This is a genomic window from Providencia sp. wls1914 (assembly GCF_009706645.1).
Taxonomy (GTDB): domain Bacteria; phylum Pseudomonadota; class Gammaproteobacteria; order Enterobacterales; family Enterobacteriaceae; genus Providencia; species Providencia zhijiangensis.
The window spans coordinates 189,053-215,491 of record NZ_WLUN01000015.1; the positions used below are offsets into that span (position 1 = coordinate 189,053).

At 43.9% G+C, this 26,439-nt stretch carries 28 protein-coding genes and 1 pseudogene; 15 read left to right on the forward strand and 14 right to left on the reverse strand.

Features of this window, described 5'->3' with window-relative positions:
• Positions 1-198: 198 nt before the first annotated feature.
• Positions 199-2,544, reverse strand: a complete 2,346-nt coding sequence (gene arcB / locus GKR74_RS09925) for an aerobic respiration two-component sensor histidine kinase ArcB (protein ID WP_154603440.1) — start codon at positions 2,542-2,544, stop codon at positions 199-201.
• Positions 2,545-2,769: 225 nt separating this feature from the next.
• On the opposite strand from arcB, the gene GKR74_RS09930 reads away from it, so the two are divergent.
• Positions 2,770-4,146, forward strand: a complete 1,377-nt coding sequence (locus GKR74_RS09930; protein WP_154603441.1) for an FAD-dependent oxidoreductase — start codon at positions 2,770-2,772, stop codon at positions 4,144-4,146.
• 65 nt (positions 4,147-4,211) lie between these two features.
• Here the strand turns inward: GKR74_RS09930 and sspB are convergent, their stop codons facing one another.
• The 5 genes from sspB to zapE all read right to left on the reverse strand — a co-directional run bounded on the left by sspB (position 4,212) and on the right by zapE (position 8,136).
• Positions 4,212-4,706 (reverse strand): ClpXP protease specificity-enhancing factor, encoded by a 495-nt coding sequence (sspB, locus tag GKR74_RS09935; RefSeq protein WP_154603442.1) that lies wholly within the window; start codon positions 4,704-4,706, stop codon positions 4,212-4,214.
• A 5-nt stretch (positions 4,707-4,711) separates the two neighbouring features.
• Positions 4,712-5,353 (reverse strand): stringent starvation protein SspA, encoded by a 642-nt coding sequence (sspA, locus tag GKR74_RS09940; protein ID WP_154603443.1) that lies wholly within the window; start codon positions 5,351-5,353, stop codon positions 4,712-4,714.
• Positions 5,354-5,854: 501 nt separating this feature from the next.
• Positions 5,855-6,247: a 30S ribosomal protein S9 gene (gene rpsI / locus GKR74_RS09945; protein WP_004258235.1), complete on the reverse strand. Its 393-nt coding sequence runs from the start codon at positions 6,245-6,247 to the stop codon at positions 5,855-5,857.
• Positions 6,248-6,261: 14 nt separating this feature from the next.
• Positions 6,262-6,690, reverse strand: a complete 429-nt coding sequence (gene rplM, locus GKR74_RS09950; protein WP_006659112.1) for a 50S ribosomal protein L13 — start codon at positions 6,688-6,690, stop codon at positions 6,262-6,264.
• Between the two features lie 315 nt (positions 6,691-7,005).
• Positions 7,006-8,136 carry a cell division protein ZapE gene (zapE, locus tag GKR74_RS09955; protein WP_154603444.1) on the reverse strand — a complete coding sequence of 377 codons (1,131 nt, stop codon included), beginning with the start codon at positions 8,134-8,136 and terminating at the stop codon, positions 7,006-7,008.
• Positions 8,137-8,385: 249 nt separating this feature from the next.
• Between zapE and zapG the strand changes: the two genes are divergently transcribed.
• From zapG to degS, 3 genes are all read left to right on the forward strand, one after another.
• Positions 8,386-8,784 (forward strand): Z-ring associated protein ZapG, encoded by a 399-nt coding sequence (gene zapG / locus GKR74_RS09960; protein ID WP_036956122.1) that lies wholly within the window; start codon positions 8,386-8,388, stop codon positions 8,782-8,784.
• Positions 8,785-9,106: 322 nt separating this feature from the next.
• Positions 9,107-10,501, forward strand: coding sequence for a Do family serine endopeptidase (locus GKR74_RS09965; protein ID WP_195848764.1), 1,395 nt, complete (start codon positions 9,107-9,109; stop codon positions 10,499-10,501).
• A gap of 130 nt (positions 10,502-10,631) precedes the next feature.
• Positions 10,632-11,696 carry an outer membrane-stress sensor serine endopeptidase DegS gene (degS, locus tag GKR74_RS09970; RefSeq protein WP_154603446.1) on the forward strand — a complete coding sequence of 355 codons (1,065 nt, stop codon included), beginning with the start codon at positions 10,632-10,634 and terminating at the stop codon, positions 11,694-11,696.
• 129 nt (positions 11,697-11,825) lie between these two features.
• Here degS and murA read toward each other — a convergent pair whose 3' ends face one another.
• The 7 genes from murA to mlaF all read right to left on the reverse strand — a co-directional run bounded on the left by murA (position 11,826) and on the right by mlaF (position 16,645).
• Entirely contained in the window at positions 11,826-13,088 is a 1,263-nt protein-coding gene (gene murA / locus GKR74_RS09975; protein WP_154603447.1) for a UDP-N-acetylglucosamine 1-carboxyvinyltransferase, read from the reverse strand.
• A gap of 54 nt (positions 13,089-13,142) precedes the next feature.
• Complete coding sequence (gene ibaG / locus GKR74_RS09980) at positions 13,143-13,397, reverse strand: BolA family iron metabolism protein IbaG (RefSeq protein ID WP_036956119.1); 255 nt, start codon at positions 13,395-13,397, stop codon at positions 13,143-13,145.
• Between the two features lie 137 nt (positions 13,398-13,534).
• Positions 13,535-13,825: a lipid asymmetry maintenance protein MlaB gene (gene mlaB, locus GKR74_RS09985; protein ID WP_154603448.1), complete on the reverse strand. Its 291-nt coding sequence runs from the start codon at positions 13,823-13,825 to the stop codon at positions 13,535-13,537.
• A 1-nt stretch (position 13,826) separates the two neighbouring features.
• Entirely contained in the window at positions 13,827-14,456 is a 630-nt protein-coding gene (gene mlaC / locus GKR74_RS09990) for a phospholipid-binding protein MlaC (RefSeq protein ID WP_154603449.1), read from the reverse strand.
• A 35-nt stretch (positions 14,457-14,491) separates the two neighbouring features.
• Positions 14,492-15,049 (reverse strand): outer membrane lipid asymmetry maintenance protein MlaD, encoded by a 558-nt coding sequence (gene mlaD, locus GKR74_RS09995; protein ID WP_154603450.1) that lies wholly within the window; start codon positions 15,047-15,049, stop codon positions 14,492-14,494.
• A 3-nt stretch (positions 15,050-15,052) separates the two neighbouring features.
• Entirely contained in the window at positions 15,053-15,835 is a 783-nt protein-coding gene (mlaE, locus tag GKR74_RS10000; RefSeq protein WP_036956115.1) for a lipid asymmetry maintenance ABC transporter permease subunit MlaE, read from the reverse strand.
• A gap of 6 nt (positions 15,836-15,841) precedes the next feature.
• On the reverse strand, positions 15,842-16,645 hold the full coding sequence (mlaF, locus tag GKR74_RS10005) for a phospholipid ABC transporter ATP-binding protein MlaF (protein WP_006659099.1): 804 nt from the start codon (positions 16,643-16,645) through the stop codon (positions 15,842-15,844).
• A 400-nt stretch (positions 16,646-17,045) separates the two neighbouring features.
• On the opposite strand from mlaF, the gene kdsD reads away from it, so the two are divergent.
• From kdsD to rnk, 11 genes and pseudogenes are all read left to right on the forward strand, one after another.
• Positions 17,046-18,014, forward strand: coding sequence for an arabinose-5-phosphate isomerase KdsD (gene kdsD, locus GKR74_RS10010; RefSeq protein ID WP_269749695.1), 969 nt, complete (start codon positions 17,046-17,048; stop codon positions 18,012-18,014).
• Positions 18,015-18,042: 28 nt separating this feature from the next.
• Positions 18,043-18,603 carry a 3-deoxy-manno-octulosonate-8-phosphatase KdsC gene (kdsC, locus tag GKR74_RS10015; RefSeq protein WP_036956113.1) on the forward strand — a complete coding sequence of 187 codons (561 nt, stop codon included), beginning with the start codon at positions 18,043-18,045 and terminating at the stop codon, positions 18,601-18,603.
• A 16-nt stretch (positions 18,604-18,619) separates the two neighbouring features.
• Positions 18,620-19,213, forward strand: coding sequence for an LPS export ABC transporter periplasmic protein LptC (gene lptC / locus GKR74_RS10020; RefSeq protein ID WP_154603452.1), 594 nt, complete (start codon positions 18,620-18,622; stop codon positions 19,211-19,213).
• A complete protein-coding gene (lptA, locus tag GKR74_RS10025; RefSeq protein WP_154603453.1) occupies positions 19,197-19,754 on the forward strand; it encodes a lipopolysaccharide ABC transporter substrate-binding protein LptA in 558 nt (185 codons plus the stop codon). Before lptC ends, lptA begins: the two co-directional genes overlap by 17 nt.
• A gap of 5 nt (positions 19,755-19,759) precedes the next feature.
• Positions 19,760-20,485 (forward strand): LPS export ABC transporter ATP-binding protein, encoded by a 726-nt coding sequence (gene lptB / locus GKR74_RS10030; protein WP_036956110.1) that lies wholly within the window; start codon positions 19,760-19,762, stop codon positions 20,483-20,485.
• 84 nt (positions 20,486-20,569) lie between these two features.
• A complete protein-coding gene (rpoN, locus tag GKR74_RS10035) occupies positions 20,570-22,015 on the forward strand; it encodes an RNA polymerase factor sigma-54 (RefSeq protein WP_154603454.1) in 1,446 nt (481 codons plus the stop codon).
• A 23-nt stretch (positions 22,016-22,038) separates the two neighbouring features.
• Positions 22,039-22,326, forward strand: coding sequence for a ribosome hibernation promoting factor (gene hpf / locus GKR74_RS10040; protein WP_006659090.1), 288 nt, complete (start codon positions 22,039-22,041; stop codon positions 22,324-22,326).
• Positions 22,327-22,429: 103 nt separating this feature from the next.
• On the forward strand, positions 22,430-22,897 hold the full coding sequence (gene ptsN / locus GKR74_RS10045; protein WP_154603455.1) for a PTS IIA-like nitrogen regulatory protein PtsN: 468 nt from the start codon (positions 22,430-22,432) through the stop codon (positions 22,895-22,897).
• 180 nt (positions 22,898-23,077) lie between these two features.
• Positions 23,078-23,926: pseudogene (gene rapZ / locus GKR74_RS10050) on the forward strand (RNase adapter RapZ); the annotation flags it as partial.
• A 2-nt stretch (positions 23,927-23,928) separates the two neighbouring features.
• On the forward strand, positions 23,929-24,201 hold the full coding sequence (npr, locus tag GKR74_RS10055) for a PTS phosphocarrier protein NPr (protein ID WP_036956105.1): 273 nt from the start codon (positions 23,929-23,931) through the stop codon (positions 24,199-24,201).
• Positions 24,202-24,400: 199 nt separating this feature from the next.
• Positions 24,401-24,811, forward strand: coding sequence for a nucleoside diphosphate kinase regulator (gene rnk, locus GKR74_RS10060; protein ID WP_006659086.1), 411 nt, complete (start codon positions 24,401-24,403; stop codon positions 24,809-24,811).
• A gap of 134 nt (positions 24,812-24,945) precedes the next feature.
• Here rnk and pmbA read toward each other — a convergent pair whose 3' ends face one another.
• Positions 24,946-26,286, reverse strand: coding sequence for a metalloprotease PmbA (pmbA, locus tag GKR74_RS10065; RefSeq protein WP_154603456.1), 1,341 nt, complete (start codon positions 26,284-26,286; stop codon positions 24,946-24,948).
• Between the last annotated feature and the right edge of the window lie 153 nt (positions 26,287-26,439).

Genomic DNA, 26,439 nt, shown 5'->3' on the forward strand with positions numbered 1-26,439 from the left:
GAGCGAAAGCAGACAAACATCAATCTTCATCACAGATTTTAATGAATCTTGTAACAGGTTCGATAAATTTTGGTATCTTGATAACGTCTGAGTCGTGACAAATGCATTTTAATGATTCGCCTAAGATAAAAATTATAAGCGAATCAATGATTTCCCTGGTGTTGGCGCAGTATTCGCGCACCCCAACTTAGGTTGGGGTTATTTTTTTGTGCGGCCATCCACCCAGTTTCTTAATGTTTCTATATCTGATTTCCAATCCTGTTTTAACTCATCAACCCACTCTTGCACATTGTCCCACCATGCTGGTAATTCAGGGGATTGGATCTGCTGAGCGAGTTTCTGTAAATTTTTCAGTCCCACTGAACCCGCGGCACCTTTAATTTTGTGAGCTTCCTCAACAATTCCCTTCTGATCTTTAGCCACCATATTGGAATCGAGAATCGCTAAATAGCCCGGTAGCATTTTTTCAAATACTTCTAAACCGTCATAAATTAGTTTTGGTCCAACTAATTCAATGTATTGCTCTAACATTTCACAATCTAAAATTGACTCATCAACTTCTGCCATATCCACTTGCTCCTCATGCTTGTCATTTGAAGATGCATTCTCGCCCCAGAATTGCTCAATCACTTGAGTGAGCGCAGGAACCGATAATGGTTTGCTCAGAACACCGTCCATTCCCGCATCAAAGTACTCTTTCTTATCTTTGAGGACATTCGCGGTCAAGGCGATTAATGGTGGTAAATCATCCTTATCATACTGTTGTTTAAGCTGTTTAGAGATATCTAACCCCGTCATATCAGGAAGTTGGATATCCAGTAGAACTAAGTCGTATTCCCCAGGTGCGAACATCTCTAACGCGTCCTTACCTGTCATTGCGACATCAACCGTGTTACCAAGGTTTTCTAGCACAGAACACGCCACAACCACATTTAGTTCAATATCTTCTACTAGTAAGATATGGAGCGCTGGTAACGGATAATCATCTTCGTGCTGTTGCTGCTCTTCGATTTCAGCCTCAACTTCAGGGGCTATAATCGACAATGTAAATGTTGAACCATGCCCAATATCGCTTTCCACGCGAATATCGCCCCCCATACTTTGTGCTAACCTACGGGATACAGAAAGCCCAATCCCCGTTCCCGTTGCAGGACGTCCACCAGCGGAATCGCGAACTTGATAATACATAGCAAAGATTTTATCTAATTCATCTTTAGGAATACCGATGCCGCTATCTTTGACTTGGAAAAATAGCTTGTCATCCGCTTCACGCCAGATGCTCAATTTAACTTCACCTTTTTGAGTGAATTTCACCGCATTACCGATTAAGTTCCACAGAATTTGGCGTAAACGCGTGCCATCCGTCAGAATAGTTTTCGGTAAACCGTGTGCGACATCCATAACAAACTTCAAGCCTTTCGGCTGAACCAGTAGCCCGCTTAAGTTTTCTAAATCGTTCACAAACTCGGGCAATGTCACAGGTTGGTTATCCAATTGGACTTTGCGACGCTCAATTTTGTCCATTTCAATTACATCATTAAAAATATTGCCTAAGGTGACGGCACTGACGTGAATGGTTTTTAAATAGCTCGATTGTTCTTTGGTAAGCTTGGTATCCAGTAAAATGCGGCTAAGCCCCACAATGCCATTAAGCGGCGTACGAAGCTCGTGGCTGATAGTAGAGATAAAGGTGGTCTTCTCTCTACTAGCGTTCTCTAACGCCTCCTGGTAGCGCTTACGCTCGGTAATATCACGCCCGAACCCCATTAGCCCGTGGCGTTTCCCTACGCGGTCATAAAATGGCACTTTTCGCAGCTCAAAACAGGCTTTTCTCCCGTCAGGGTAAACTAGCCACTGCTCATAGGTTAATGCCACATTGTGTCTGAAAACTTTCTCGTCCGTTTCCATTACTTTTGCGGCAATTTCTTCATCATAAATGTCCAGTGGCGTTAAACCGACTAGCTGTTTTTCACTCTTACCAGTGAGCAGCTCCATTGCACGGTTACAACCAGAAAATTCATTGTTTTCATTACGATAATAAACAAGGTCAGGGGAGGCATCGAGGAATGAACGCAGTAAAACAGATTGCTGTTCGAACTCAATTTGAGTCTGTTCTCGGTATTTCATTTCTTGTTTGAGTTGCTCTAACAACTCAAGATGGGCACTTTCGGCTTTTTCACGCTCTAAAATTTCTAAGTTAAGTTGCTCAATATTGCCTTGAAGCTGAGTATTCAGTTCCGCATCACGCTTTCGCATCACTTCGAGCTTATCAACCATGCGCGTTAAACGCTGGCGAGATTCTTCTAATTGTTCTACCACCACCGAAAGAAAATAAACTGCTAATGGCGTAATAATTAAGCCAAAGAAAATGGAGCCGACCATATCGAGGCTATCGACTTGTCCTCGAAGAAAAATCGCTACCGCCATTTGCATTATCATGGCAAGCACAACTAACGCTGACGCGAGAAGCAAAGAGAAACGCACTAAGCCTAGCTTCATCATCAGGTCAACATAGTATTGTGCAAGACCGCGAAGTACTTTCATAACCACCCCTTAGTTAAATTCTCACTGAATCATATATCAAACAGGGCTGTTTCGGATGGGGTTTCATACGAAATATCGATCCTGCTCATTAAATCGTCTGTCACAATGGGATATTCACCCGCGTATTAGTAACTTTATTACGATAATCACTATTTATATCAATGCTATCAAAGTAAACTTTAATTTATATCATTCCCGTAAAAGAATTTGGCAGGAAAGGTGCCTATGTCCTCTTCAAATATGGGTTCGCCCCGTCTTGAACCTCGAAAAAAAGCGCTGACGATCCGCAAAATTGAGTTTGTGGAAATTTACCAGCCAATGAGCGGCATTGAAGCTCAGCATCAAGCCCAGCGTTGCTTATCTTGCGGGAGCCCCTATTGTGAGTGGAAATGCCCGCTCCATAACCCTATCCCGAATTGGTTAAAACTAGCTGGAGAAGGTCGAATTCTTGAGGCGGCAGAGCTTTGTCATCACACCAACAGCTTGCCAGAAATTTGCGGTCGAATTTGCCCGCAAGAACGGTTGTGTGAAGCCGCTTGTGTCCTGAATGAAACCTTTGGTTCTGTCACGATTGGGCATTTGGAGCGCTATATTACCGATACTGCGTTTGAACAAGGTTGGCGCCCTGACCTTTCCCATGTTAGGGAAACCAATAAACGAGTCGCGATTATCGGTGCGGGCCCCGCAGGTCTTTCCTGTGCCGATGTGTTGGCTCGCCACGGCGTTCAAGCAACGGTGTTTGATAAACATCCTGAAATCGGCGGGTTACTCACTTTTGGTATACCTGCCTTTAAGTTAGAAAAGTCAATAATGCAGCATCGTCGACGCATTTTTGAAGAAATGGGGATTATCTTCAAACTCAACACCGAGATTGGGCAACATATCCCGTTAGAAACGTTACTCAATGAATTTGATGCGGTTTTTATTGGAACCGGCACCCATCACCCAGTTTCAGGCAATCTCCTCAACGAAGACGTTATAGGTGTTTATCAAGCACTTCCTTATTTAGTGGGCAATGCACGTCATTTATTAGGTTACGCTGACGATCCCCGATATCCTTACGTATCACTGGAAAATAAGAATGTGATTGTGATGGGCGCTGGAGATACCGCGATGGATTGTGTCCGTAGCGCTATTCGCCAAGGAGCCAACCAGGTCAGTTGTGTCTATCGAGGTGACTCTTCAGAAATGCCAGCAACACCGCGAGAAGTCCTACACGCCCAAGAGGAAGGCGTACAGTTTCATTTTCACTTACAACCCATTGGGGTTAACACTAACTCCGAGGGGCAACTTATCGGTGTTCATTTCACCAGCACACTATCGAATTCCACTAAATTGGAAGAAATTACACACTCTGCTGATGTGGTCATTATTGCGTTTGGTTTTGAATCTGACGATATGCCGTGGATTAGCACACATTCCATACAGCGCGATACGAGCGGTAGAATAATTGCCCCTCGTCATCATCATTATGCTTACCAGACTTCACACCCTAAAATTTTTGCAGGGGGGGATGTGGTACACGGTTCTGATTTAGTGGTAACAGCAATTGCCGAAGGGCGTGGAGCCGCAGAAGGAATAATGAGTTTTCTTCAGGTATAAAAAAAGAGGAATTTCTTCCTCTTTTCAGCATTGACTATATCAATCTTCATTGCCACGATTTGTGTTTATTTCACAACCCGTAACGCTGGACGACCTTTCGGTGGTCTTGGTGGCTCATCATCTGGGAATGAAGGCTCTTCAGTTTGAGTGGCTTCATCATGAACCAATACGATGTTGTCAGACAGTGCTTCATCAGTTGTGTTCTCTTCCCCATCAAAGTGCTCATCATAAGCTGCTTCCGGTTCAAACATCATACCAGCGCCATTTTCACGCGCATATACCGCCATGATAGCCGCCATTGGTACATAAACCTGACGAGGTACACCACCGAATCTCGCATTAAACCGCACTTCTTCGTTGGTAATTTCAAAGTTACCAACTGCACGTGGAGCAACATTTAAAACAATTTGCCCATCACGCGCAAATTCCATTGGAACATTCACCATGGGAAGAGTGACATCAACCACCAAATGCGGAGTCATATCGTTATCCAGCAACCACTCATAGTGGGCGCGCAGCAGATAAGGGCGACGTGGTGTCATTGGTGCCATTTCCATCATCCGACTTAGCCTCGTGCTGACTGGCGCATTTCACGCTCTAATTCAGTTAATGATGCTAAAAATGAATCGCGTTCAAATACACGCTGCATGTACATCTGTAAATGTTTGCTGATTGCAGGCTTTAATTCGATCCCTAACACAGGTAAGCGCCATAACAGCGGTGCTAAATAGCAATCGGCTAAGCTGAATTCATCACTCATAAAGTATTGCATGTGTTCAAATGTCGGAGAGACTGCGATCAGCTCTTCAGCTAATTGACGACGCGCACTTTCAGCTTCTTGTGCAGTTCCTTTCTCGATTTTTGTCATCAGTGAATACCAGTCTTTTTGGATACGGTGCATCAGCTGACGGCTAATACCACGTGCAACGGGATAAACTGGCATTAATGGTGGATGAGGGAAGCGCTCATCAAGGTATTCCATGATGATATGTGGGTCATACAGAGTCAGATCGCGATCCACCAGCGTTGGTACGCTTTGATACGGGTTAAGATCAATAAGGTCTTGAGGCAGGTGACCAGGCTCGACATGTTCAATCTCAACACTAACACCTTTTTCAGCGAGTACGATGCGTACTTGATGGCTAAAAATATCAGTAGGGCCTGAAAACAATGTCATTACCGAACGTTTATTAGGAGCAACAGCCATTAAAACCTCCAAATGATAAAAATAATGATCCTTAAATAAGGATTAATTCATTATTTCCATTTTTAAAATCCCATGTACTTAACCTTCAAGATCCATTTTGAAAGTCAGCACAACCCTCTCGCTTCATGGAAGCGAGAAATAATCAAATAAAAAACTGGGGCATAGTCTAACAGATTTTGTACAGCTTAGGGGGCTAACCTAGAGAAAATCATCAGTTAATTTTATTAGAGGAGAATATCCACATTAAAATCAGCATTATCAGCTTTTGGTTTTTGATAATTAAAAATTAAAACCTTAAAGCCAACTCCATGGTTAATGAGTTATATTTTTACTGTATTTGAGATATGACGCAAAATGAGAGTGGAATAATAGAATAATATTTTCTGCCTGTCTTTATTTTAATTAAATCATGATGGCTCAATATTTGATTTATTTTAGGCAATAAAAAACCCGCCATAAAGACGGGCTTTTTCATCAATTTTATGCCCAGAAGGCAATAAATTAACGTTTGGAGAACTGTGGACGACGACGTGCTTTACGCAGACCCACTTTCTTACGTTCAACAGAACGCGCATCACGGGTAACGAAACCAGCTTTACGCAGATCAGAACGAAGAGTCTCGTCATAAGCCATCAGTGCACGTGTAATACCGTGACGGATTGCGCCTGCCTGACCAGAGATACCACCACCTTTAACAGTGATGTACAGGTCCAGTTTTTCTAACATTTCAACCAGTTCTAACGGCTGACGAACTACCATGCGCGCAGTTTCGCGACCAAAGTATTGTTCCAGTGTACGTTGATTGATTGTGATGTTACCGCTACCCGGCTTAATAAAGACACGAGCAGATGAGCTTTTGCGGCGACCAGTGCCGTAGTATTGATTTTCAGCCATTGCTATAATCCCGATTAAATGTCAAGAACTTGCGGTTGTTGTGCCGCGTGGTTGTGCTCATTACCTGCGTAAACTTTCAGTTTACGGTACATTGCACGACCCAGAGGTCCTTTTGGCAACATGCCTTTAACCGCGATTTCAAGCACACGCTCAGGACTACGAGCAATCATCTCTTCGAAAGTTGCTTGCTTGATTCCACCAATATGGCCAGTGTGGCGATAGTAGATTTTGTCTTCGCGTTTTTTGCCGGTAACAGCAATTTTTTCTGCATTCAGAACGATGATGTAATCACCAGTATCCACGTGCGGAGTATATTCCGCTTTATGCTTACCGCGCAGACGGCTAGCAATTTCAGTTGCAAGACGGCCTAAAGTTTTGCCATCTGCATCAACAACATACCAGTCGCGTTTTACGGTCTCTGGTTTAGCTGTAAAAGTTTTCATTAAAACTTACCCAATATTGAAGTTACACGTTGTGTGAACACTCATGTTCGTAAAATATAGCGAGGTTCACGCGACTCATTGTCCAGCAAACCCACCCCTTCGAGCAGCCTAGCTGGCATTAATGCGTTATTTTTTGGGAAATAAAAAACAACGCCGTAACGTGGGGTCGCAAGATTATAGAGAAGTCAGCAACAAAAATCGACCCCAAATGCATTTTTTTTACGTTCAAATAAACAATTAGTACCGCATGTTCAAAAAGCGCGCATAAATCTGGAGAGGAAACGACGTCCTTGAGACTCATTTCCTCTTTGGCTTCTATGATAAATGCGGGATTTTCAAATATTCTTCACTTTGCATTTCTTGCAAGCGAGAAAGGCAGCGCTGATATTCAAACGCCAAAAGTTGCCCTTGATAAAGTGAATCCATCGGCACCTGTGCATTGATCATCAATTTTACCTTACGTTCATAGAACTCATCAATAAGTGCGAGAAAACGTCTGGCCGGATTTTCATCCTTCATTCCCATTACAGGAACGTCATACAGCAATACCGTATGATAACAATTTGAGAGGTAGATATAGTCGTTTTGGCTGCGAGGCTCTTCACACAAAACCTTAAAGTTGATTGCCAATACCCCTTCAGCGGAACGAATTGCCTGCATTTTCCGGTGGTTAACTTCTAATACAGGATTTTGCTGCCCTTCTTTACCCGCCAGTTTTACAAACACTTCATCTAAATGATGGCGATTTTGTTCATTAATTGGCGATAAAAATAGATGAGCTTGAGTCAGAGTACGCAAGCGATAGTCAATCCCCGCATCCACATTCATTACATCGCAATATTTTTTTATCTGTTCGATAGCAGGCAAAAAGCGAGCGCGTTGCAAACCGTTGCGATAAAGGTTGTCAGGAATAATGTTGGATGTCGCGACTAACGTGATACCCCGCGCAAAGAGCCCTTCTAATAGGGTTCCTAGAATCATCGCGTCGGTAATGTCCGAGACAAAAAACTCATCGAAACACAAAATATCTGTCTGTTTTTTGAATTCATCAGCAATAATGTCGAGCGGATTTTCCTGTCCTTGCAGCGCCATTAAGTCTTCCTGCACTTTCTTCATAAAGCGATGAAAGTGTAAACGCAATTTGCGCTCGCCCGGTAAACTGTCGTAGAACATGTCCATCAACCACGTTTTACCGCGACCTACGCCCCCCCACATATATAACCCCTGAACTGGCTCGCAGGTTTTTGTGGATGATTTCCCTAACAAGCGTCCAAAGCGCTGTTTTAGACCGTTTGTTTTTTCATTTGGGATGCAAGGCGTAGCACTGCAAAGTTGCTGATAAATCTTGTCTAATCGCTCTACGGTTTGTTTTTGTACGTCGTCAGGCTGGTAATTGCCTTGTTCAAGAGCTTGTTGGTAACGCATAGTAGGGGTCATCGGTGACATCAACTCAGTGATCCTTAAAATTTTCGGTTTTTTTTACCGTTATATGATATACACTGCCTTTATTATAACCAGATTCTGTTAGCATTTAACTTTCGATTAACTATTCGGCATAGAGTAAGGAATTTCGCTTTATTATTCCACTCTTTAGCATTAACAGATTTGCTATTAGCAGGTATAGTTAGGGTAATCGAGCTAAATTTTGGCGACCATTTTCTGTGAATTTTGATTGAAGTAAACGAAGGAGTTAGCATGACTTGGGAGTATGCACTAATAGGATTAGTTGTTGGCTTTATCATCGGCGCATTGGTTGTGCGTTATGGCAATCCAAAACTTCGTCAACAAAAAACAGCACAGGCTGAATTAGACAAAAAAAGCACTGAGCTGGAAGAGTATCGTAAAGAACTCGTTAGCCATTTTGCTCGCAGTGCAGAGTTATTGGATAAAATGGCACGCGACTATCGCCAACTGTATCAACACATGGCGCAAAGCTCTTCCGAGTTAATGCCGGATATGCAAGATAACCCATTCCATTATCGTTTGACTGAATCTGAAGCCGATAATGACCAAGCACCGGTTAAAATGCCACCTAGAGATTACTCTGAAGGTGCTTCAGGGCTGTTCCGCCCTCTCGATGAAAAAGAGAAGTAATTTTTTGATTATGCCACCAGTAGCGCCTGTTACTGGTGGTGTTATTTACCCCGCCGTATCATTCCAATTCCGAATAAAATCTTATAGTTAGTTTAGCTACTGTATAGAAGTTAGCGTTTCACCTAAACATCATGTAAATGGATGTAAAATTGTGGATAAGTACTATCGGCATAGGGAACTTTTCCGCATAATCCGTGGTCATAGTCATCAGTAAAATATTATTTGATACCCCAAAATACCTCCGCTTATATGACCTTAGGGTACCGTTAATGGGTGCCATTCATATGAGCTGATATTTTCTATTGAGAGAATCTACGGAATGATGAAAAGAAAAAATTTCTTTCTGACAGCAGTTGCAATGAGTTTAGGTTTAACCCTGTCCACGATCCCAGCAATCAGCAGCGCCGCATTACCGGCCACATTACCAGCAACCGCACAAAGCCAAAACATGCCAAGTTTAGCGCCAATGCTGGAAAAAGTGCTGCCTGCCGTCGTGAATATCCATGTTTCAGGCACCCGTGTACAAAATCAACAGATTCCTGAAGAACTGAAATTCTTCTTTGGTCCAAATGCACCTACACAACAACAAAGCGTGCGCCCATTTGAAGGTTTAGGTTCTGGTGTCATCATTGATGCGACACAAGGTTATGTTTTAACCAACAATCACGTTATTGATGGTGCTGATAAAATCCAAATTCAGCTGAATGACGGTCGCGAAATTGACGTCAAACTGATTGGTAAAGATCCACAAACTGACATTGCTCTATTAAAAATCAGCAATGCGAAAGATATCAAAAACCTCACCGCGGTTTCTATTGCAGACTCCGACAAACTACGTGTTGGTGATTTTGCCGTTGCCGTGGGTAACCCATTCGGTTTAGGACAAACTGCCACATCCGGGATTATTTCTGCGTTAGGTCGTAGCGGATTAAATCTGGAAGGCTTAGAAAACTTTATCCAGACCGATGCCTCAATCAACCGTGGTAACTCCGGTGGTGCGCTGGTTAACTTAAACGGTGAGCTGATTGGGATTAACACCGCAATTTTAGCGCCTGGTGGCGGAAATATTGGTATCGGCTTTGCTATCCCAAGCAATATGGCGAAAAGCCTGAGCGAGCAGCTGATTAAACACGGTGAAGTTAAACGCGGAATTTTAGGTATTAAAGGCACAGAGATGAACTCTGATATCGCTAAAGCCTTCAATATCGATGCACAACGTGGTGCCTTCGTCAGTGAAGTCATTCCAAAATCATCAGCGGCAAAAGCGGGCATCAAATCGGGTGACGTTTTAGTGTCTGTAGATGGTAAACGTATTAATAGCTTCGCGGAATTAAGAGCGAAAATTGGTACAAGCCAGTTAGGTAAAGAAATCACCCTTGGCCTGATCCGTTCAGGCAAACCAATGGAAGTGAAAGTGGTGCTAGAAAGCGATGAAGGTTCAGCGACCAACGCGGAAAAACTGAGTGAATCCTTATTAGGCGCCACCATTTCCAATGCGGTTGTTAGCAATACCAAAGGGGTACAAGTTGACAGCGTAGCACCTAAGTCTCCGGCTGCTGCGGTTGGTTTAGCGAAAGGCGACCTAATCTTTGGCGTGAATGACACTCGCGTAGAAAGTATCGACCAATTCCGCAAAATCATCGATAGCAAACCGCCAGTATTAGCGATGAAAGTGCTGCGTGGCGGTGAAACACTCTACTTATTAATGAAAAACTAATTCATTAAGTTACCGCACATAAATCAATAAAACGGGTACAGTATCACTCTGCTGTACCCGTTTTTTTATGTTATGCTCAAGCATCTCTCTGTCTGTCATTTCCATCATAGCGAACTTGGTAACCTTTAACATGGTCAAAAAGCTGCTTGTGTCTGTCCTGCTTGGATTGGTCACTGCCTCAATCATTATTGTGGCTGTCCCCTCATTGCGCCCACAGGGACTGGCTGATTTACTGTATGGGAAAACCAATAGCGAGCCTGTAAGCTATAACAAGGCCGTACGCCGTGCCGCGCCTGCGGTGGTGTATGTCTATAGCAGCTCTAAAGGGAGTTTTTCCCAATCGGGTCGGGAATTACAATCTCTTGGATCAGGGGTGATATTAAGCGCTAATGGCTACATAGTGACCAACAAACATGTGGTGGATAACCCAGATCAAATCCTTGTTGCTTTACAAGATGGTGCCATTTTCGATGCGCTTTTAGTCGGCTCAGACCCTCTCACCGACCTCGCCGTCTTAAAGATAGACGCTGAAAATCTCCCCGTTATCCCCATTAATACCAAGCGCATCACCCATGTTGGAGATGTCGTTTTAGCCATTGGAAACCCTTATAACCTTGGACAAACAGTCACCCAAGGAATTATCAGCGCGACAGGTCGTGTCGGGTTAAGCTCCACACGCCGCCAAAATTTCCTACAAACCGATGCCTCGATTAACTCCGGTAACTCCGGTGGTGCCCTCATCAATACTGAAGGGGAATTGGTTGGTATAAACACCCTTTCATTCAGTGCAGGGCAAGGCGTGAGTTCTGAAGGGCTGAGTTTTGCTATCCCTACGGCTCTAGCAACCAAAATCATGGAAAAATTGATCCGTGATGGTCGTGTTGTTCGAGGCTACATCGGCATTACGGCTCGTGAGTTACCGCAAATTCGCACAAATACAAATAATATCAATCAAATTCAAGGATTAAGGATTTTCCAAGTCTCAGCCAATGGGCCCGCTGCAAAATCAGGCATTGAGCAAGGAGATATTATTTTATCCTTAGATGGAAAACCTGCCGTTTCTGCCGCAGAAACGATGGATTATGTTGCCGAAATTCGCCCCGGTACAAAAATCCCCGTTCAAATTTTACGTGATGGTAATGTGCAAAACATCGATATCGTGATTGAAGAACTTCCTGAAGGGCAAGCGAACTAAATCCTCAATTCCGCCCAGTCAAATCTTCCACTCAAAATAAGTCCGAAAAAAAAGGTTGTTCCCATGAAGAACAACCTTTTTGTTTTTTTTGAAATTTCGCTTTTGCGATGATATCAACGCAATCTGGAATTAGTCTTCAGATTTAACGCGTTGAATATTAGCGCCTAACGCATTTAATTTCGCTTCGATATTTTCATATCCACGATCGATATGATAGATACGGTCAACTGTCGTTGTTCCACCCGCGATACAACCAGCAATCACTAAGCTTGCGGAAGCACGTAAATCTGTTGCCATCACTTGCGCACCAGTCAGTTTTTCAACGCCATGGCACACGACTGTATTACTTTCGATATCCGCATGAGCACCCATACGAATTAACTCTGGAATATGCATAAAACGGTTTTCGAAAATAGTTTCAGTGATAACACCCGTACCTTCAGCCACCAGGTTTAATAAGCTAAATTGTGCTTGCATATCAGTAGGGAAACCAGGATGTGGAGCAGTACGCAATGTAACCGCCTTTGGACGTTTACCGTGCATATCTAGACTAATCCAATCTTCACCCGTTTGAACATCAGCCCCAGCTTCTCGTAATTTTGCCAGCACCGCATCCAGCGTATCTAGACGTGCATTACGGCAAACCACTTTACCGCGAGAAACCGCAGCCGCGATTAAGAATGTGCCTGTTTCAATACGGTCTGGCAGAACGCGATACACACCGCCACCTAAGCGAGCCACACCTTCAATGACAATACGGTCAGTTCCTGCACCAGTGATTTTCGCACCTAACGCATTTAAGAAATTAGCGGTATCTTCAATTTCGGGTTCACGAGCGGCGTTCTCGATGGAGGTTGTTCCTTCAGCAAGCGCTGCGGCAGTCATGATGCTGATAGTGGCACCCACGCTCACTTTGTCCATCACGATGTCAGCGCCCTTCAGACGCCCATTCACCGTAGCCTTAACATAACCATCTTCAAGGACAATTTTCGCGCCTAGTTTTTCTAAACCGCTGATATGTAAATCCACTGGACGAGCACCAATGGCACAACCACCTGGTAGAGAAACTTCACCGTGACCAAAACGTGCAACCAGCGGCGCTAATGCCCAAATAGAGGCACGCATGGTTTTCACCAGATCATACGGCGCACAATATTCAGTCACATTGCTAGCATCAACAAAAATCGAACCATTACGCTCGATTTTGACGCCAAGTTGGCTCAGTAACTTAATTGTGGTGTCGATGTCTTTCAGCTTAGGGACATTCTGTAATTCAACTGGCTTTTCAGCCAGTAAAGCAGCGAACAGGATTGGCAGTGCGGCGTTTTTAGCGCCTGAAATAGAGACTTCACCCTCTAAGCGGGTTGGCCCTTTAACTAAAAATTTATCCATTCTGGTATTCTCGTGTGTCAGATTTTTACAAACTGTCCGCTTACATATTCAAACTTATAGGCCGCTCAGCTTACGATCACGCTCCCACTGCGCTGGGGTATAAGCTTTAATTGAAAGCGCATGAATTCGGTTGTCCGCAATATATTCCATTAGCGGCGCATAGACTGCTTGCTGCTGTTTAACACGGCTCATGCCGTCAAAAAGGCTGCCAACAGCGATAACTTGAAAATGACTGCCATCGCCATTCACTATCACTTCATCCAGTGACAGCTTTTCCATTAAGACTTGTTTAATTTCGTTGGTATCCATAATGACTCAATTTTGTAATTAATTATGATAATAAATATAGCCATCTATCCTAAAGGATTCAGCTTAACACTTAAACTAAAGAAAACGCTTCTGGCGTATAAAAACACTCAGAAGCGCTATTTTTTACATAACTTGACTTAATCCATCAGCAGAGGCTTTACCCCGTACAATTCCATCAAGGTATTGAGATTATCGCTCACACCAACAAGACCAAAATGACGTTGCTGGGATTGATACTCCCCTTTCAGACGCACTAGCATGGCGAGTCCGGTAGAATCCACATGGGTTAAATCAGAAACATCAATTTGCTCAACTTGGGTCAACAAGGCTTGGCGCTTATCCCAAAATTCAACCAGAGAATCGCGATTTAAAATACCGGAAAACGCCAATGTTTTGTTATTTTTCGTCCAAGATAACAAACTACTCATCTTACTTGCTCTCTTCTAACGTAATCGGCACCTGAGCACTACGTTGTAATTGAGCTGTCAATCCATCAATACCTTGCTTACGCAGAATATCACCCCACTCATTTTGCTTGGTGGTGATCATGCTAACGCCTTCAGCAATCATGTCATACGCCTGCCAGTAACCTGTTTTACTGTTTTTACGCCATTGGAAATCCAAACGTACTGGAGGGCGGCCATTAGTGTCATTGATGGTCACTCGGATAGCGACAATATTCTTGTCACCAATCGGCTGTTCAGGAGCGATGGTGTACGTTTGACCGTGATACATCGCCAGCGCTTGGCCATAAACTTGCTCAAGATAGGACTCAAATGCTTTAAAATAGGCATCGCGCTGCGCTGGAGTGGCATCTTTATAGTAAGTGCCTAATACCAACGCACCCGCATACTTAATTTGCACATATGGCAGTAACTCTTCACGCACGATAGTACGTAAGTAATCTGGGTTTTGTTTGATTTGAGGTTGTTCCGCTTTTAAGCGATCGAAGGTTTTCGCTGCGGCTTCTTCCATAAGCTTATACGGGTTAGTTTGGTCAATCGCCATCGCAAATGGCGCAACCACTAACATAGCTATCATTATTAAACGTTTAAACATAATTCATTCCTTTTAAGTTCACAGGGAATTACAACTTAGTGAGCAACAGGCTCTGACGGTGCTGCCACATGAGTCTCTGGCGCGGATGCCGGTGCTGCAGGTGCGGCTGCTTCAGTACCTTGGCTATCACCACTCTTATACAAGAATTGACCGATTAAATCTTCCAGCACCATAGCCGGTTTGGTGTCTTCTAAACGACCGCCATCTTTTAACATCGCAATCCCCATATCTTCGTCATAAGGACCGATATTCATGGCGATATACTGTTCACCAAGCAGGCCTGAAGTCCGAATTGATAGCGAGCTGGAATCAGGAATATTGTCATATTCACTGAGCAAATCGATTTGAACGTCAGGAATATAGTTCTTTTTATCTAAAGAAATATTCGCAACCCGTCCCACGACAACGCCACCGACTTTGATTGGAGAGCCAACTTTTAAGCCACCCACGTTTTCAAAAGAGGCGGAAACTCGGTAAGTTGACTGACTACCAATCGATTGTAAATCCGCTACTTTTAAGCAGAGGAACACAATTGCGGCGATCGCCAGCAACATAAAACAACCCACCCATATTTCACTTTTTTTACTTTGCATGACTTAGTTCCCAAACATCAGTGCTGTCAGTACGAAATCTAACCCTAGAACCGATAATGATGCATGCACAACAGTTTTCGTCGTTGCACGGCTAATTCCTTCCGAGGTTGGAATCGCATCATAACCATTAAATAGTGCAATCCACGTTACTGTAATTGCAAAGACTAAACTTTTGATAAAACAGTTCACTAAATCGAGTCGCCACTCGACAGAGGACTGCATGGATGACCAGAAGAAACCTGGGTCAATCCCTTTCCAATCCACACCGACAATGGCCCCACCAATAATACCGACGGCGACAAAAATCAGTGATAACAGCGGCATGCTAATGAATCCAGCCCAAAATCTTGGGGCGACAACACGGCGCAGAGGATCCACCGCCATCATCTCTAAACTCGAAATCTGCTCAGTGGCTTTCATCAAACCAATTTCTGCAGTTAATGCCGAGCCTGCTCGTCCCGCAAACAACAGCGCAGTGACCACTGGCCCCAGTTCACGCAATAGAGAAAGCGCGACCATCATGCCAAGGCTAGCTTCTGCACTGAACGTCGTCAGTACCAAATAACCTTGCAAACCGAGCACCATGCCGATAAACAGACCAGACACCGCCACGATAAGTAGAGACTGAACCCCTACCGAATAAAGCTGTTTAACTAACAGTGGCCACTGTTTGCCAAACTCAGGTTTGCCAAATAGTGCACCAAATAATAAGTAGCCTGCTCGACCAAAAGCCGCAAATGTTTCAATCCATCGACGTCCGAAGGCAGCAATCGCCTTAATTATCATGTTCATTTACCCTAATAAATCAGCCGAATAGTCATTGGCCGGAAAGCGGAATGGCACAGGACCATCGGCAATACCATCCATAAACTGTCTGACGCGCGGATCTTGGTTTTCGCGTAACTCTTCCCCAGTTCCTTTCGCGATAACATGTTGCTGCGCCACAATATACGCTTTATCGGCAATACTTAGCACTTCTGGAACGTCATGGGAAACCACTACGCAGGTCACCCCTAACGCTTGGTTGAGTTCATCAATCAGTTTGACCAAAACGCCCATCGTGATTGGGTCTTGCCCCACGAAAGGCTCATCAAACATAATCAGGTCAGGATCCAGAGCGATAGCCCTTGCTAACGCCGCACGGCGTGCCATTCCCCCTGAAAGTTCTGATGGCATTAATTTTGCGGCTCCGCGTAACCCCACCGCCTCTAATTTCATCATCACCGTCGTATGAATCAATGACTCCGGTAAATTTGTGTGCTCACGCAAAGGGAAAGCTACATTATTAAAAACGTCCATATCGGTAAACAAGGCACCGGATTGGAATAACATGCTCATTTTTTTACGCGATTGGTATAACTTAGAACGAGACAGCGCAGGAATATTATCGCCATCAAACCAGATTTCTCCTTCTTCTGGGCGCAGTTGTCCGCCAATCAGTCTGAGTAATGTAGTTTTACCAATCCCTGAAGGCCCCATAATCGCAGTAATTTTACCACGAGGCACAGTTAGGTTAATATTTTCAAATATTTTCCTATTTCCCCGTGTAAATGACATGTTTTTGACTTCGATTAAGTTCTCTGTCTGTGCTTGCATCGTTTAATAGCTCGTTATAGGTCAAACTATGATTCTACCTAAATAAATTCAGGGTTTTACAGAAACATAAACCAAATAGTATTAACTAATATTTTACCTAATTAATAGAAGATAGCTCTTAGAAATTTATATATCCAACCATAAGGTTAAGAGAATTAAAAAAATTTTTTTTGGGCATCGGTGCGGTTAAACCCTAAAAGGCGCTTTTGAGCTCAAATCGCTAATAGAGACTCATAACTATCACATTCATAATAACCATGACATTCATAAAAGCTTAGAGACAAAATACTTACTGATACTAAGTATTCGTTATACAATCCGATTTCTCTTTTTTGATCTAACCGAAACTTTGAACCAACCGACACTTTTGATTCACCCGAAAACATCCATGGAATTAGACATGTCAAATATCGATTTTCAGAAAGTAGGTAAAGAAGTTCTCCATATCGAACGCGAAGGTCTGAAAAACCTAGAACAATATATTAATCATGACTTTGACCTTGCTTGTCAGCAAATCTTTTCTTGTCAGGGAAAAGTGGTCGTTATGGGAATGGGGAAATCAGGGCATATTGGACGGAAAATTGCGGCGACGCTTGCCAGCACAGGAACGCCTTCATTTTTCGTGCACCCCGGAGAAGCCAGCCATGGCGATTTAGGGATGATCTCCAATAAAGACGTTGTATTAGCGATTTCGAATTCGGGTGAATCGGGGGAAATTTTAGCCCTACTGCCCGTATTAAAGCGTATCAAAGTCCCACTGATCTGCATGACCAATAATCCAGACAGCAATATGGGCAAATATGCAGATATACACTTATGCATAAAAGTACCGCAAGAAGCCTGCCCGCTTGGTTTGGCACCAACAACAAGTACCACAGCAACATTAGTGATGGGAGATGCGTTAGCCATTGCATTGTTAACCGCCCGCGGCTTCACAGCAGATGATTTTGCGCTGTCTCATCCCGGGGGCGCACTTGGGCGCAAACTTTTACTCTTAGTTCGTGATTTAATGAGTACCGGTGACGATGTCCCTCATATTCCGAAAAGTGCCACGTTACGGGAAGCCCTTGTGGAAATAACCCGTAAAAAACTGGGTATGACCGTCATTTGTGATGACGACATGAATATTCAAGGGATTTTCACGGATGGAGATTTACGCCGCATTTTTGATATGGGCATCGACCTCAACAATGCCAAAATCGCCGATTTAATGACGCCGGGCGGTATTCGAGTCGCACCGGGCATGCTAGCGGTTGAAGCGCTGAACCTGATGCAATCTCGCCATGTCACGTCGTTATTAGTGGCAGATGGCGACCAATTAGTGGGTGTTCTCCATATGCACGACCTACTGCAAGCGGGTGTGGTATAAGTCGAAAAGTATACATAAAGGAAATAGAATGAACCCTAATTATCAGAATACTTGCTATGGGTCTGTAGCGAATTCTGTGATAGAAAAAGCGACCAAAATTAAACTGCTTATCTGTGATGTCGATGGCGTGATGTCCGACGGTTTAATTTACATGGGGAATAACGGCGAAGAATTAAAAGCCTTTAATGTCCGCGATGGGTATGGCATTCGCTGCCTATTAACCTCAGGAATTGAAGTCGCTATTATCACCGGGCGCAAAGCTAAATTGCTGGAAGACAGAGCCCAAACGTTAGGTATTACATATCTTTACCAAGGACAAAGCGATAAGCTTTTGGCGTATCGCGAACTGTTAGATAAACTACAACTAACAGAAGAGCAAACGGCTTACATTGGTGATGACCTCATTGACTGGCCTGTGATGGCAAAAGTTGGGTTATCTGTTGCGGTGGCTGATGCACACCCATTGTTATTACCTAAAGCAGACTATGTAACGCATATTGGTGGCGGAAAAGGTGCAGTACGTGAACTCTGCGACCTTATTCTGTTATCCCAAAATAAACTGGAAGAAGCTAAAGGCTTGTCGATTTAAAGAACAGATATCATTCATGAGCAACGCAAAAAAGTGGTTAATCATTGTTTTATCCCTCATTGTACTGGGGCTAATTGGTTGGAACTTTTCGGTTTACGACGACTCCAAACCATTAACAACAGAAATCAATGATGGGAAACCTAATTATCAAACTGATGATTCGGTAACTTTCGTCTATAATCCTGCGGGCGATTTAGCCTATAAACTCGCCGCGAGCAAAGTTGATAATTATACCGATGGAAAAATCACATGGTTTACCAATCCGGTATTAACCACTTATAACGATGCGGGTACGCCGACTTGGACGGTGAAATCCATTAAAGCAAGATTAACCAAAGAACGCGTGCTCTATCTGTATAGCGATGTTCAAGTTGACAGTTTGACCCCAGAGCCTCAAATCCAGCGTATTACCACAGATAATGCGGTGGTCAATCTAGTCACACAAGATGTTTCATCTGACGATAAAGTTACCATTATCGGACACGGGCTAAATTCAACGGGCTTAAAAATGAAGGGGAACCTTCGTACAAGAACCGCTGAATTAATTGAAGATGTTAAAACTCACTATGAGTTACAACCAAAAGAGCAACACAATGAATCAAGTAACTAAGAAAAGTTTTATTCAAGGGGCTGTTGCAAGTGCAATTTTGGCTCTTAGCCTGCCGGCAATGGCACTGAAAACAGATACTCAACAGCCGATGACCATTAACTCGGTTAAGCAATCTCTTGATTTAGAAAAAAATATCACCACATTTACTGATGACGTTGTTATCAAACAAGGTTCCATTGATATTCGTGCCAACAAAGTTGTTGTGACACGTCCAAGCAGCGATTCCGATAAAATCGTCATTGAAGCATTTGGTACGCCAGTGACTTTCTTCCAGTTACAAGACGATGGCAAACCAATTAAAGGTCACGCATCCAAAGCACGTTATGAAGTTGATCAGCAGCTGGTTACATTAACTGGTGATGCCTACCTTGAACAGCTCGATAGCAATATCAAAGGCGATAAGATTACTTACGTCGTTCCAACGCAAAAAATGGAAGCGTTCAGTGATAAAGGCAAGCGCGTAACGACTGTCTTATTACCAGCCCAGTTACAAGAGAAAGGCCCAGCAGCGCAGGGTTCATCAACAAGTAAGAGTAAATAATTGTTATGGCAACACTAACCGCAGAGAATCTGGCGAAATCCTATAAAAAACGCAGCGTAGTCACTGACGTCAGCCTTGAAGTGAAATCAGGGGAAATCGTTGGTCTCTTAGGCCCTAACGGTGCGGGTAAAACGACCACTTTTTATATGGTAGTCGGCATTGTTCAGCGGGATGCTGGTAAAATTTTAATTGATGGGGAAGATATTAGCTTACTGCCTCTGCATGAGCGCGCTCGTCGTGGCATTGGCTACCTTCCTCAAGAAGCGTCTATTTTCCGCCGTCTCAGTGTGTATGACAACCTGATGGCGGTGTTAGAAATTCGCCCAGACTTAACCTCAGAACAGCGCAAAGAGCGCGCTGAAGAGCTGATGGAAGAGTTCAGTATTACTCACTTGCGTGATAGCGTAGGCCAGTCACTGTCTGGTGGTGAGCGTCGTCGTGTGGAAATTGCACGCGCCCTCGCTGCTAATCCAAAATTTATCCTGTTAGATGAGCCGTTTGCTGGGGTTGACCCGATTTCCGTTTTGGATATCAAAAAAATCATCCAACACTTGCGTGACTATGGGCTTGGCGTATTAATCACTGACCATAACGTCCGTGAAACTCTCGATGTTTGCGAACGTGCTTACATTGTTAGTCAAGGGCACTTGATTGCTCACGGCTCGCCAGAGATGATCCTTGAAAACGAGCAAGTGAAACGCGTTTATTTGGGTGAAGGCTTTAGACTGTAGTTTGTAAATTGTAGACTGTAGTTTTGCCTTGTTGGTTGTCATGGCATTGGTTGTGTAAGTGGTAATGGAGAATAAAGCACATTCATGAAGCAAAGTTTGCAGCTCAGAATCAGTCAACAACTTGCAATGACGCCTCAATTGCAACAGGCCATCCGCCTGTTGCAATTATCCACACTTGAGCTTCAACAAGAAATTCAACTCGCCCTTGAAACCAACCCTCTGCTCGAACAAGAAGAATCATCCTCTGAGCAAGAAAATTTAGATAGTCTAAGCAACGACACTGACAGCAGCGAAATCGATACTAAAGATGCCCTCGAAAAAGCAGATATGCCCGATGAGCTTCCGCTAGATGCTGATTGGGATGAAATCTATACGGCAGGCACCCCGTCAGGAACGAGCAACGACTATAGCTTCGATGAACTTCCTGTTTACCAAGGGGAAACCACCCAAACACTGCAAGATTATCTAATCTGGCAAGCGGATCTCACCCCGTTTACCGATACCGACCGCGCGATTGCAACCTCGATTATCGATTCGATTGATGATTCAGGCTATCTCACAAGTTCAATCAGTGAGATCCACGAAGGGATTGATGACCCCGATATCACTTTAGAAGAAGTGGTTGCCGTTTTAAAACGCATTCAGCATTTCGACCCATTAGGGGTGGCGGCGCAGGATCTCAAAGAGTGTTTACTGATCCAGCTCTCTTTATACCCCAAAGAGACAATTGGCCTGCAAGAAGCTAGACTGATTATTAGCAATCATATTGATTTACTGGCAAATCGTGACTTTCGTCAACTGAGTAAACTGACCCGTTTAAAAGAAGATGCGCTGAAAACAGCAATTGACCTGATCCTTACGCTGAATCCCAAGCCAGGGCAGTCAATCAATACGGGTGAATCGGAATATGTTATTCCCGATGTGCTGGTGAAAAAAGTCGGTGGACACTGGCAAGTTGAGTTAAATACAGATAGCATCCCTAAGTTAAGCATCAATAATCATTATGCTTCAATGGCAAATAATTCAGCCAGCGAAAGTGACACGCAATATATTCGCAGTCACTTGCAGGATGCGAAATGGCTGATTAAAAGCTTAGAAAGCCGCCATGAAACATTACTGAAAGTGGCGACCTGTATTGTTGAGCAACAACAAGAATTTTTTGAGTTAGGCGAAGAGTATATGAAACCGATGATTTTGGCAGACATTGCCTATCAGGTGGACATGCATGAATCGACTATCTCCCGTGTGACAACCCAAAAATTCCTGCATAGTCCACGAGGCATTTTTGAATTGAAGTATTTTTTCTCCAGTCACGTCAGTACGGACACCGGAGGAGAAGCCTCCTCCACTGCGATTCGTGCACTGGTGAAGAAGCTGGTTGCTGCGGAAAACCCAGCAAAACCATTGAGTGACAGTAAATTGACGAGTATGCTGGCAGAGCAAGGTATACAAGTTGCTCGTCGAACTGTTGCTAAGTATCGTGAGTCATTATCTATTCCGCCATCAAATCAACGTAAACAGTTGGTTTAACCCAATAATATAAGGAAGATTGTATGGAATTTCAGATTACTGGACACAATATTGAAGTTACACCGGCATTGCGCGAAACGGTTGAGAAAAAACTCAAAAAATTAGAGCAATTGTTTGATCGTATTAACAGTATCCAAGTTGTTCTGAAAGTGGAAAAAGTTCAGCAAATTGCTGAAGCCACCCTGCAACTCAACGGCGCAGAACTTCACGCATCAGCGGAAGACGACGATATGTACGCGGCACTTGATTTACTCCTTGATAAGCTGTCACGCCAATTAACCAAACATAAAGAAAAACTGAGACAACACTAATACATTTAGCCAGTCGTTGACTGATTAGTCTTTGGCTGATGAATGTTCTGAACCAGATGGTGGCATACATCATCTGGTTTTGTAGTCCTAAGTGAATAATAAAATGAATAGTGATATAGAAATCCAATTAAGCGATGTTTTATCTGCCAGTTGCACACGTAATAATTTAGTTTGCACCAGTAAGAAGAGAGCATTAGAAATTATTAGTGAGTTAGCGGCCGCCGAGTTGGGATTACCGGAAAATACGGTATTTGAAGCGTTACTAACCAGAGAAAAAGTGGGTACCACGGGTATTGGTGGTGGAATTGCAATCCCTCATGGCAAACTTAGTGAAGGCGAAAGTGCACGCGCCGCTGGCGTGTTTTTGCATTTAGAAGAGCCCATTGCGTTTGATGCGATTGATAACCAACCTGTTGATCTGCTTTTTGCATTACTTGTTCCATCGGATCAATGTAAAACTCACTTACATACTTTATCTCTTATCGCTAAAAAATTAGCGGATAAAGCATTCTGTAAGCGTCTACGCAGTGCGCAAAGTGACGAAGAGTTATATCAGATCATCATTGAGTAAGTAATAACTAATATGTGTTGATGCCAGCCTAATGATATTGTTATGATTTCTTTCATTCGGCATCGTAAAACACCGCAAAATGCAAAATAGTCAGACGTGTTTGATCAATTAGAAATGTGTGATCAGTCAGAAATCGATCATTAAGATATAAATCCTTAAGAGACAGAAGGGAGTTAGCTCATGGTGCTGATGATTGTCAGCGGCCGTTCCGGTTCGGGAAAATCCGTTGCCCTACGCGCGCTGGAAGATATGGGTTTCTATTGTGTGGATAACCTTCCGGTAGTCTTACTGCCGGAATTAGCTAATTCACTTGCCGATCGCAATATTTCTGCGGCCGTGAGCATTGACGTGCGTAATATGCCCGACAATCCAGAAGTGTTCGAAGAAGCGATTGATAAACTGCCATCAACCTTCTCACCACAACTGCTATTTCTGGATGCGGATCGCAACACATTAATTCGCCGTTATAGTGATACCCGTCGATTACACCCGCTTTCAAGTAAAAACTTGTCCTTAGAAAGTGCCATCGATGAAGAAAACGAGCTATTAGAGCCGCTGCGCTCCCGCGCTGACTTGGTCATTGATACCTCAGAAATGTCAGTGCACGAATTAGCGGAAATGCTCAGAACTCGCTTAATGGGCAAACGCGAGCGTGAACTGACGATGGTGTTTGAGTCCTTCGGTTTCAAACACGGCATCCCTATTGATGCTGACTACGTTTTCGATGTGCGCTTTTTACCAAACCCACACTGGGATCCTAAACTGCGTCCAATGACCGGTTTAGATCGTCCTGTTGCGGCCTTCTTGGACAGACACACAGAGGTTCATAACTTCATTTACCAGACTCGCAGTTACTTAGAGTTATGGTTGCCAATGTTAGAAACCAATAACCGCAGCTATCTCACCGTCGCCATCGGCTGTACGGGAGGAAAACACCGTTCGGTGTATGTGGCAGAACAGCTGGCTGATTATTTCCGCTCCCGTGGGAAAAACGTCCAGTCACGCCACAGAACGTTGGAAAAACGCAAGCAATGACCGTCAAAGCGACGATTACGCTGAAAAACCGTCTTGGTATGCATGCCAGACCAGCAATGCTTCTCTATGATTTAGTTAAACAATTTAACTCTAGAGTCATTTTAAAAAATGACAGTCAAATTGAGGCCGAGGCGGATAGCGTTATTGCGATGTTGATGTTAGACTCGGAACAAGGCAGTAAAATTGATATCGAGGTTAGCGGACCCGATGAAGATTTGGCGTTATCCGCAATCATTAAACTGTTTGAAAGTGGATTTGACGAAGAGTAGCCCAACTCATTGCGTCTTACATCTTAGCGAACAGAGCGATATACACGGTTTTACACGCATAGGCACCGAGTTCGTGATCCCGATCTCTTCCCTTTAACGCCTATAGCGCCTAATATTTTACATAATCTATTTTCTAGCAAACACCCCCTGCCTTCTGGGTGGGGGGTGTTTGCTTTGTACGTCCCTATTGGAGTGTGGTATGACAAAGCCAACAATTATTATCAATGATTTAGATGCAGAACGCTTAGATGCCCTGATGGAGCAAGCCGCTTATGCGGGTACGCCTGTTGCTGAAGCACTAAACGACGAATTAGACCGCGCAGATATCGTCTCTCCACAAGAGATCCCTGCGGATGTGGTCACGATGAACAGTACTGTTCGTTTCTTAGATTTAATCAGTAACGAAGAGCGCACACGCACATTGGTTTACCCTGCCTCTCTTAAAGATAGTGCAGAACAACTGTCCGTAATGGCGCCAATCGGTGCAGCGTTATTAGGTTTGCATGTTAACGACGAAATTAGCTGGGCACTGCCAAACGGCGTAGAAACCCGTGTTCGTGTGTTAGAGATTGTTTATCAACCTGAAGCGGCTGGCGAGTTCCATCGCTAGTGGCGATGCTCAACAAGAGAAAGAAGACTAGCCGAAAAAAGTTTCCATCAAGAAACTGTCGTTAGTCTTCAGGCGGTATTCAGGCACTCATTGAGTGCCTTTTTGCTATTTAGCGCTTATTGAACAATGATAACTTACTGCCCTGCAATACTCATTTCAGGGATCAACACAGAGCCACACTGAATATTACTGCGCGTTTCGATATCATCGGCAATAGTCACCATATTCATCCACATATCCTTTAAATTACCCGCAATAGTAATTTCGCTCACCGGATACTGAATTTCGCCATTTTCTACCCAAAAACCGGATGCACCACGGGAATAATCCCCCGTAATTCCACTCACACCCTGTCCCATCAGCTCAGTGACCACTAAGCCAGTACCCATTTGCTTCAACAAAGCGTCAAATGATAAGCCTTGTCCCTCAATGCGCCAGTTATGGATCCCCCCCGCATGACCCGTGCTTTGCAGACCCAGTTTACGCGCAGAATAACTGGTCATCAGCCAGGTTTGCAGAACGCCATTTTCCACAATATTGCGCTCAGTGGTACGCACACCTTCACTGTCAAATGGGGATGAGGCTAATCCGCCCATTAAATGTGGCTGCTCATTGATAGTTAACCAACTTGGTAAAATTTGTTTGCCAAGGCTATCCATTAAGAATGATGATTTACGATAAATGCTGCTGCCGCTGATAGCACCGACTAAATGACCAAATAACCCCGTCGCCACTTCTGAGGCAAAAATCACTGGGGCTTTCATGGTTGGCAATTTACGCGGCGATAAGCGAGATAATGTACGACGAGCACACTCTTGCCCTACCCACTCAGGGGATTTCAATGCCTGCATGCTGCGTGCGATGGTATACGCATAATCGCGCTCCATTTCGCCATTTTGCTCGGCGATTACGCAGCTCGACATCGAATAACGGCTAGAACTGTAACTCTTTAATAAGCCAAGAGAGTTACCAAAGACACGGATACCATAGTGCCCATTGAAGCTACCGCCTTCCGTATTCACAATGCGTGAATCTGCATTTAATGCGGTCATTTCCGCAATCGAGGCCAGCTTAATGGCTTCCTCGGGGGAAAGCTCTGTAGCTTGGAACAAGTTTAAATCCGGTGCATCGAATGCCAGTAATGATTTTTCAGCAGGACCTGCGCATGGGTCTTCAGAGGTATAATTCGCAATATCAATCGCGGCTTGAACTGTACGCTCAATGGCTTCTTCGCTTAAATCCGTTGAAGATGCACTACCTTTGCGTTGTTTATGGTAAACCGTGATCCCGAGCGCCCCATCACTGTTAAATTCCACATTCTCCACGTCACCTTGGCGAGTGCTCACGCTAATGCCAGTGCTTTTATTGACTGCAACTTCAGCGCCATCACAACGGCTTTTGGCGAATTCCAATGCGTGGGCGACGGCTTGTTCTAATTGTTTACGTTGTTCGGCAACTTGTTCAGTAACACTCATGCATTTTGTCCAATAAAGAGGGGAAAAGTGATTTTCTACCTAGACTCGTCATTGTCAGGTAGTCATAAGGGGGTTTTCCCAGTTACAATAGAGTTAATCTATAAATGTTAACACTCACAACGCCGTAAATCATGCTAATTACTCGTAATTACA

What these genes read in the sequence shown, in the direction of transcription:
- sspA (WP_154603443.1), bottom strand. Translation starts at nt 5,353, where the DNA reads ATGGCTGTTGCTCCTAATAAACGTTCGGTAATGACATTGTTTTCAGGC.
- kdsC (WP_036956113.1), top strand. Translation starts at nt 18,043, where the DNA reads ATGAACCCTAATTATCAGAATACTTGCTATGGGTCTGTAGCGAATTCT.
- mlaF (WP_006659099.1), bottom strand. Translation starts at nt 16,645, where the DNA reads ATGCAAGCACAGACAGAGAACTTAATCGAAGTCAAAAACATGTCATTT.
- npr (WP_036956105.1), top strand. Translation starts at nt 23,929, where the DNA reads ATGACCGTCAAAGCGACGATTACGCTGAAAAACCGTCTTGGTATGCAT.
- lptA (WP_154603453.1), top strand. Translation starts at nt 19,197, where the DNA reads ATGAATCAAGTAACTAAGAAAAGTTTTATTCAAGGGGCTGTTGCAAGT.
- zapE (WP_154603444.1), bottom strand. Translation starts at nt 8,136, where the DNA reads ATGTCACCGATGACCCCTACTATGCGTTACCAACAAGCTCTTGAACAA.
- rplM (WP_006659112.1), bottom strand. Translation starts at nt 6,690, where the DNA reads ATGAAAACTTTTACAGCTAAACCAGAGACCGTAAAACGCGACTGGTAT.
- pmbA (WP_154603456.1), bottom strand. Translation starts at nt 26,286, where the DNA reads ATGAGTGTTACTGAACAAGTTGCCGAACAACGTAAACAATTAGAACAA.
- lptB (WP_036956110.1), top strand. Translation starts at nt 19,760, where the DNA reads ATGGCAACACTAACCGCAGAGAATCTGGCGAAATCCTATAAAAAACGC.
- murA (WP_154603447.1), bottom strand. Translation starts at nt 13,088, where the DNA reads ATGGATAAATTTTTAGTTAAAGGGCCAACCCGCTTAGAGGGTGAAGTC.
- rnk (WP_006659086.1), top strand. Translation starts at nt 24,401, where the DNA reads ATGACAAAGCCAACAATTATTATCAATGATTTAGATGCAGAACGCTTA.
- sspB (WP_154603442.1), bottom strand. Translation starts at nt 4,706, where the DNA reads ATGATGGAAATGGCACCAATGACACCACGTCGCCCTTATCTGCTGCGC.
- lptC (WP_154603452.1), top strand. Translation starts at nt 18,620, where the DNA reads ATGAGCAACGCAAAAAAGTGGTTAATCATTGTTTTATCCCTCATTGTA.
- mlaD (WP_154603450.1), bottom strand. Translation starts at nt 15,049, where the DNA reads ATGCAAAGTAAAAAAAGTGAAATATGGGTGGGTTGTTTTATGTTGCTG.
- arcB (WP_154603440.1), bottom strand. Translation starts at nt 2,544, where the DNA reads ATGAAAGTACTTCGCGGTCTTGCACAATACTATGTTGACCTGATGATG.
- ptsN (WP_154603455.1), top strand. Translation starts at nt 22,430, where the DNA reads ATGAATAGTGATATAGAAATCCAATTAAGCGATGTTTTATCTGCCAGT.
- zapG (WP_036956122.1), top strand. Translation starts at nt 8,386, where the DNA reads ATGACTTGGGAGTATGCACTAATAGGATTAGTTGTTGGCTTTATCATC.
- hpf (WP_006659090.1), top strand. Translation starts at nt 22,039, where the DNA reads ATGGAATTTCAGATTACTGGACACAATATTGAAGTTACACCGGCATTG.
- mlaE (WP_036956115.1), bottom strand. Translation starts at nt 15,835, where the DNA reads ATGATAATTAAGGCGATTGCTGCCTTCGGACGTCGATGGATTGAAACA.
- rpsI (WP_004258235.1), bottom strand. Translation starts at nt 6,247, where the DNA reads ATGGCTGAAAATCAATACTACGGCACTGGTCGCCGCAAAAGCTCATCT.
- mlaB (WP_154603448.1), bottom strand. Translation starts at nt 13,825, where the DNA reads ATGAGTAGTTTGTTATCTTGGACGAAAAATAACAAAACATTGGCGTTT.
- rpoN (WP_154603454.1), top strand. Translation starts at nt 20,570, where the DNA reads ATGAAGCAAAGTTTGCAGCTCAGAATCAGTCAACAACTTGCAATGACG.
- degS (WP_154603446.1), top strand. Translation starts at nt 10,632, where the DNA reads ATGGTCAAAAAGCTGCTTGTGTCTGTCCTGCTTGGATTGGTCACTGCC.
- kdsD (WP_269749695.1), top strand. Translation starts at nt 17,046, where the DNA reads ATGTCAAATATCGATTTTCAGAAAGTAGGTAAAGAAGTTCTCCATATC.
- ibaG (WP_036956119.1), bottom strand. Translation starts at nt 13,397, where the DNA reads ATGGATACCAACGAAATTAAACAAGTCTTAATGGAAAAGCTGTCACTG.
- mlaC (WP_154603449.1), bottom strand. Translation starts at nt 14,456, where the DNA reads ATGTTTAAACGTTTAATAATGATAGCTATGTTAGTGGTTGCGCCATTT.
- GKR74_RS09965 (WP_195848764.1), top strand. Translation starts at nt 9,107, where the DNA reads ATGAAAAGAAAAAATTTCTTTCTGACAGCAGTTGCAATGAGTTTAGGT.
- GKR74_RS09930 (WP_154603441.1), top strand. Translation starts at nt 2,770, where the DNA reads ATGTCCTCTTCAAATATGGGTTCGCCCCGTCTTGAACCTCGAAAAAAA.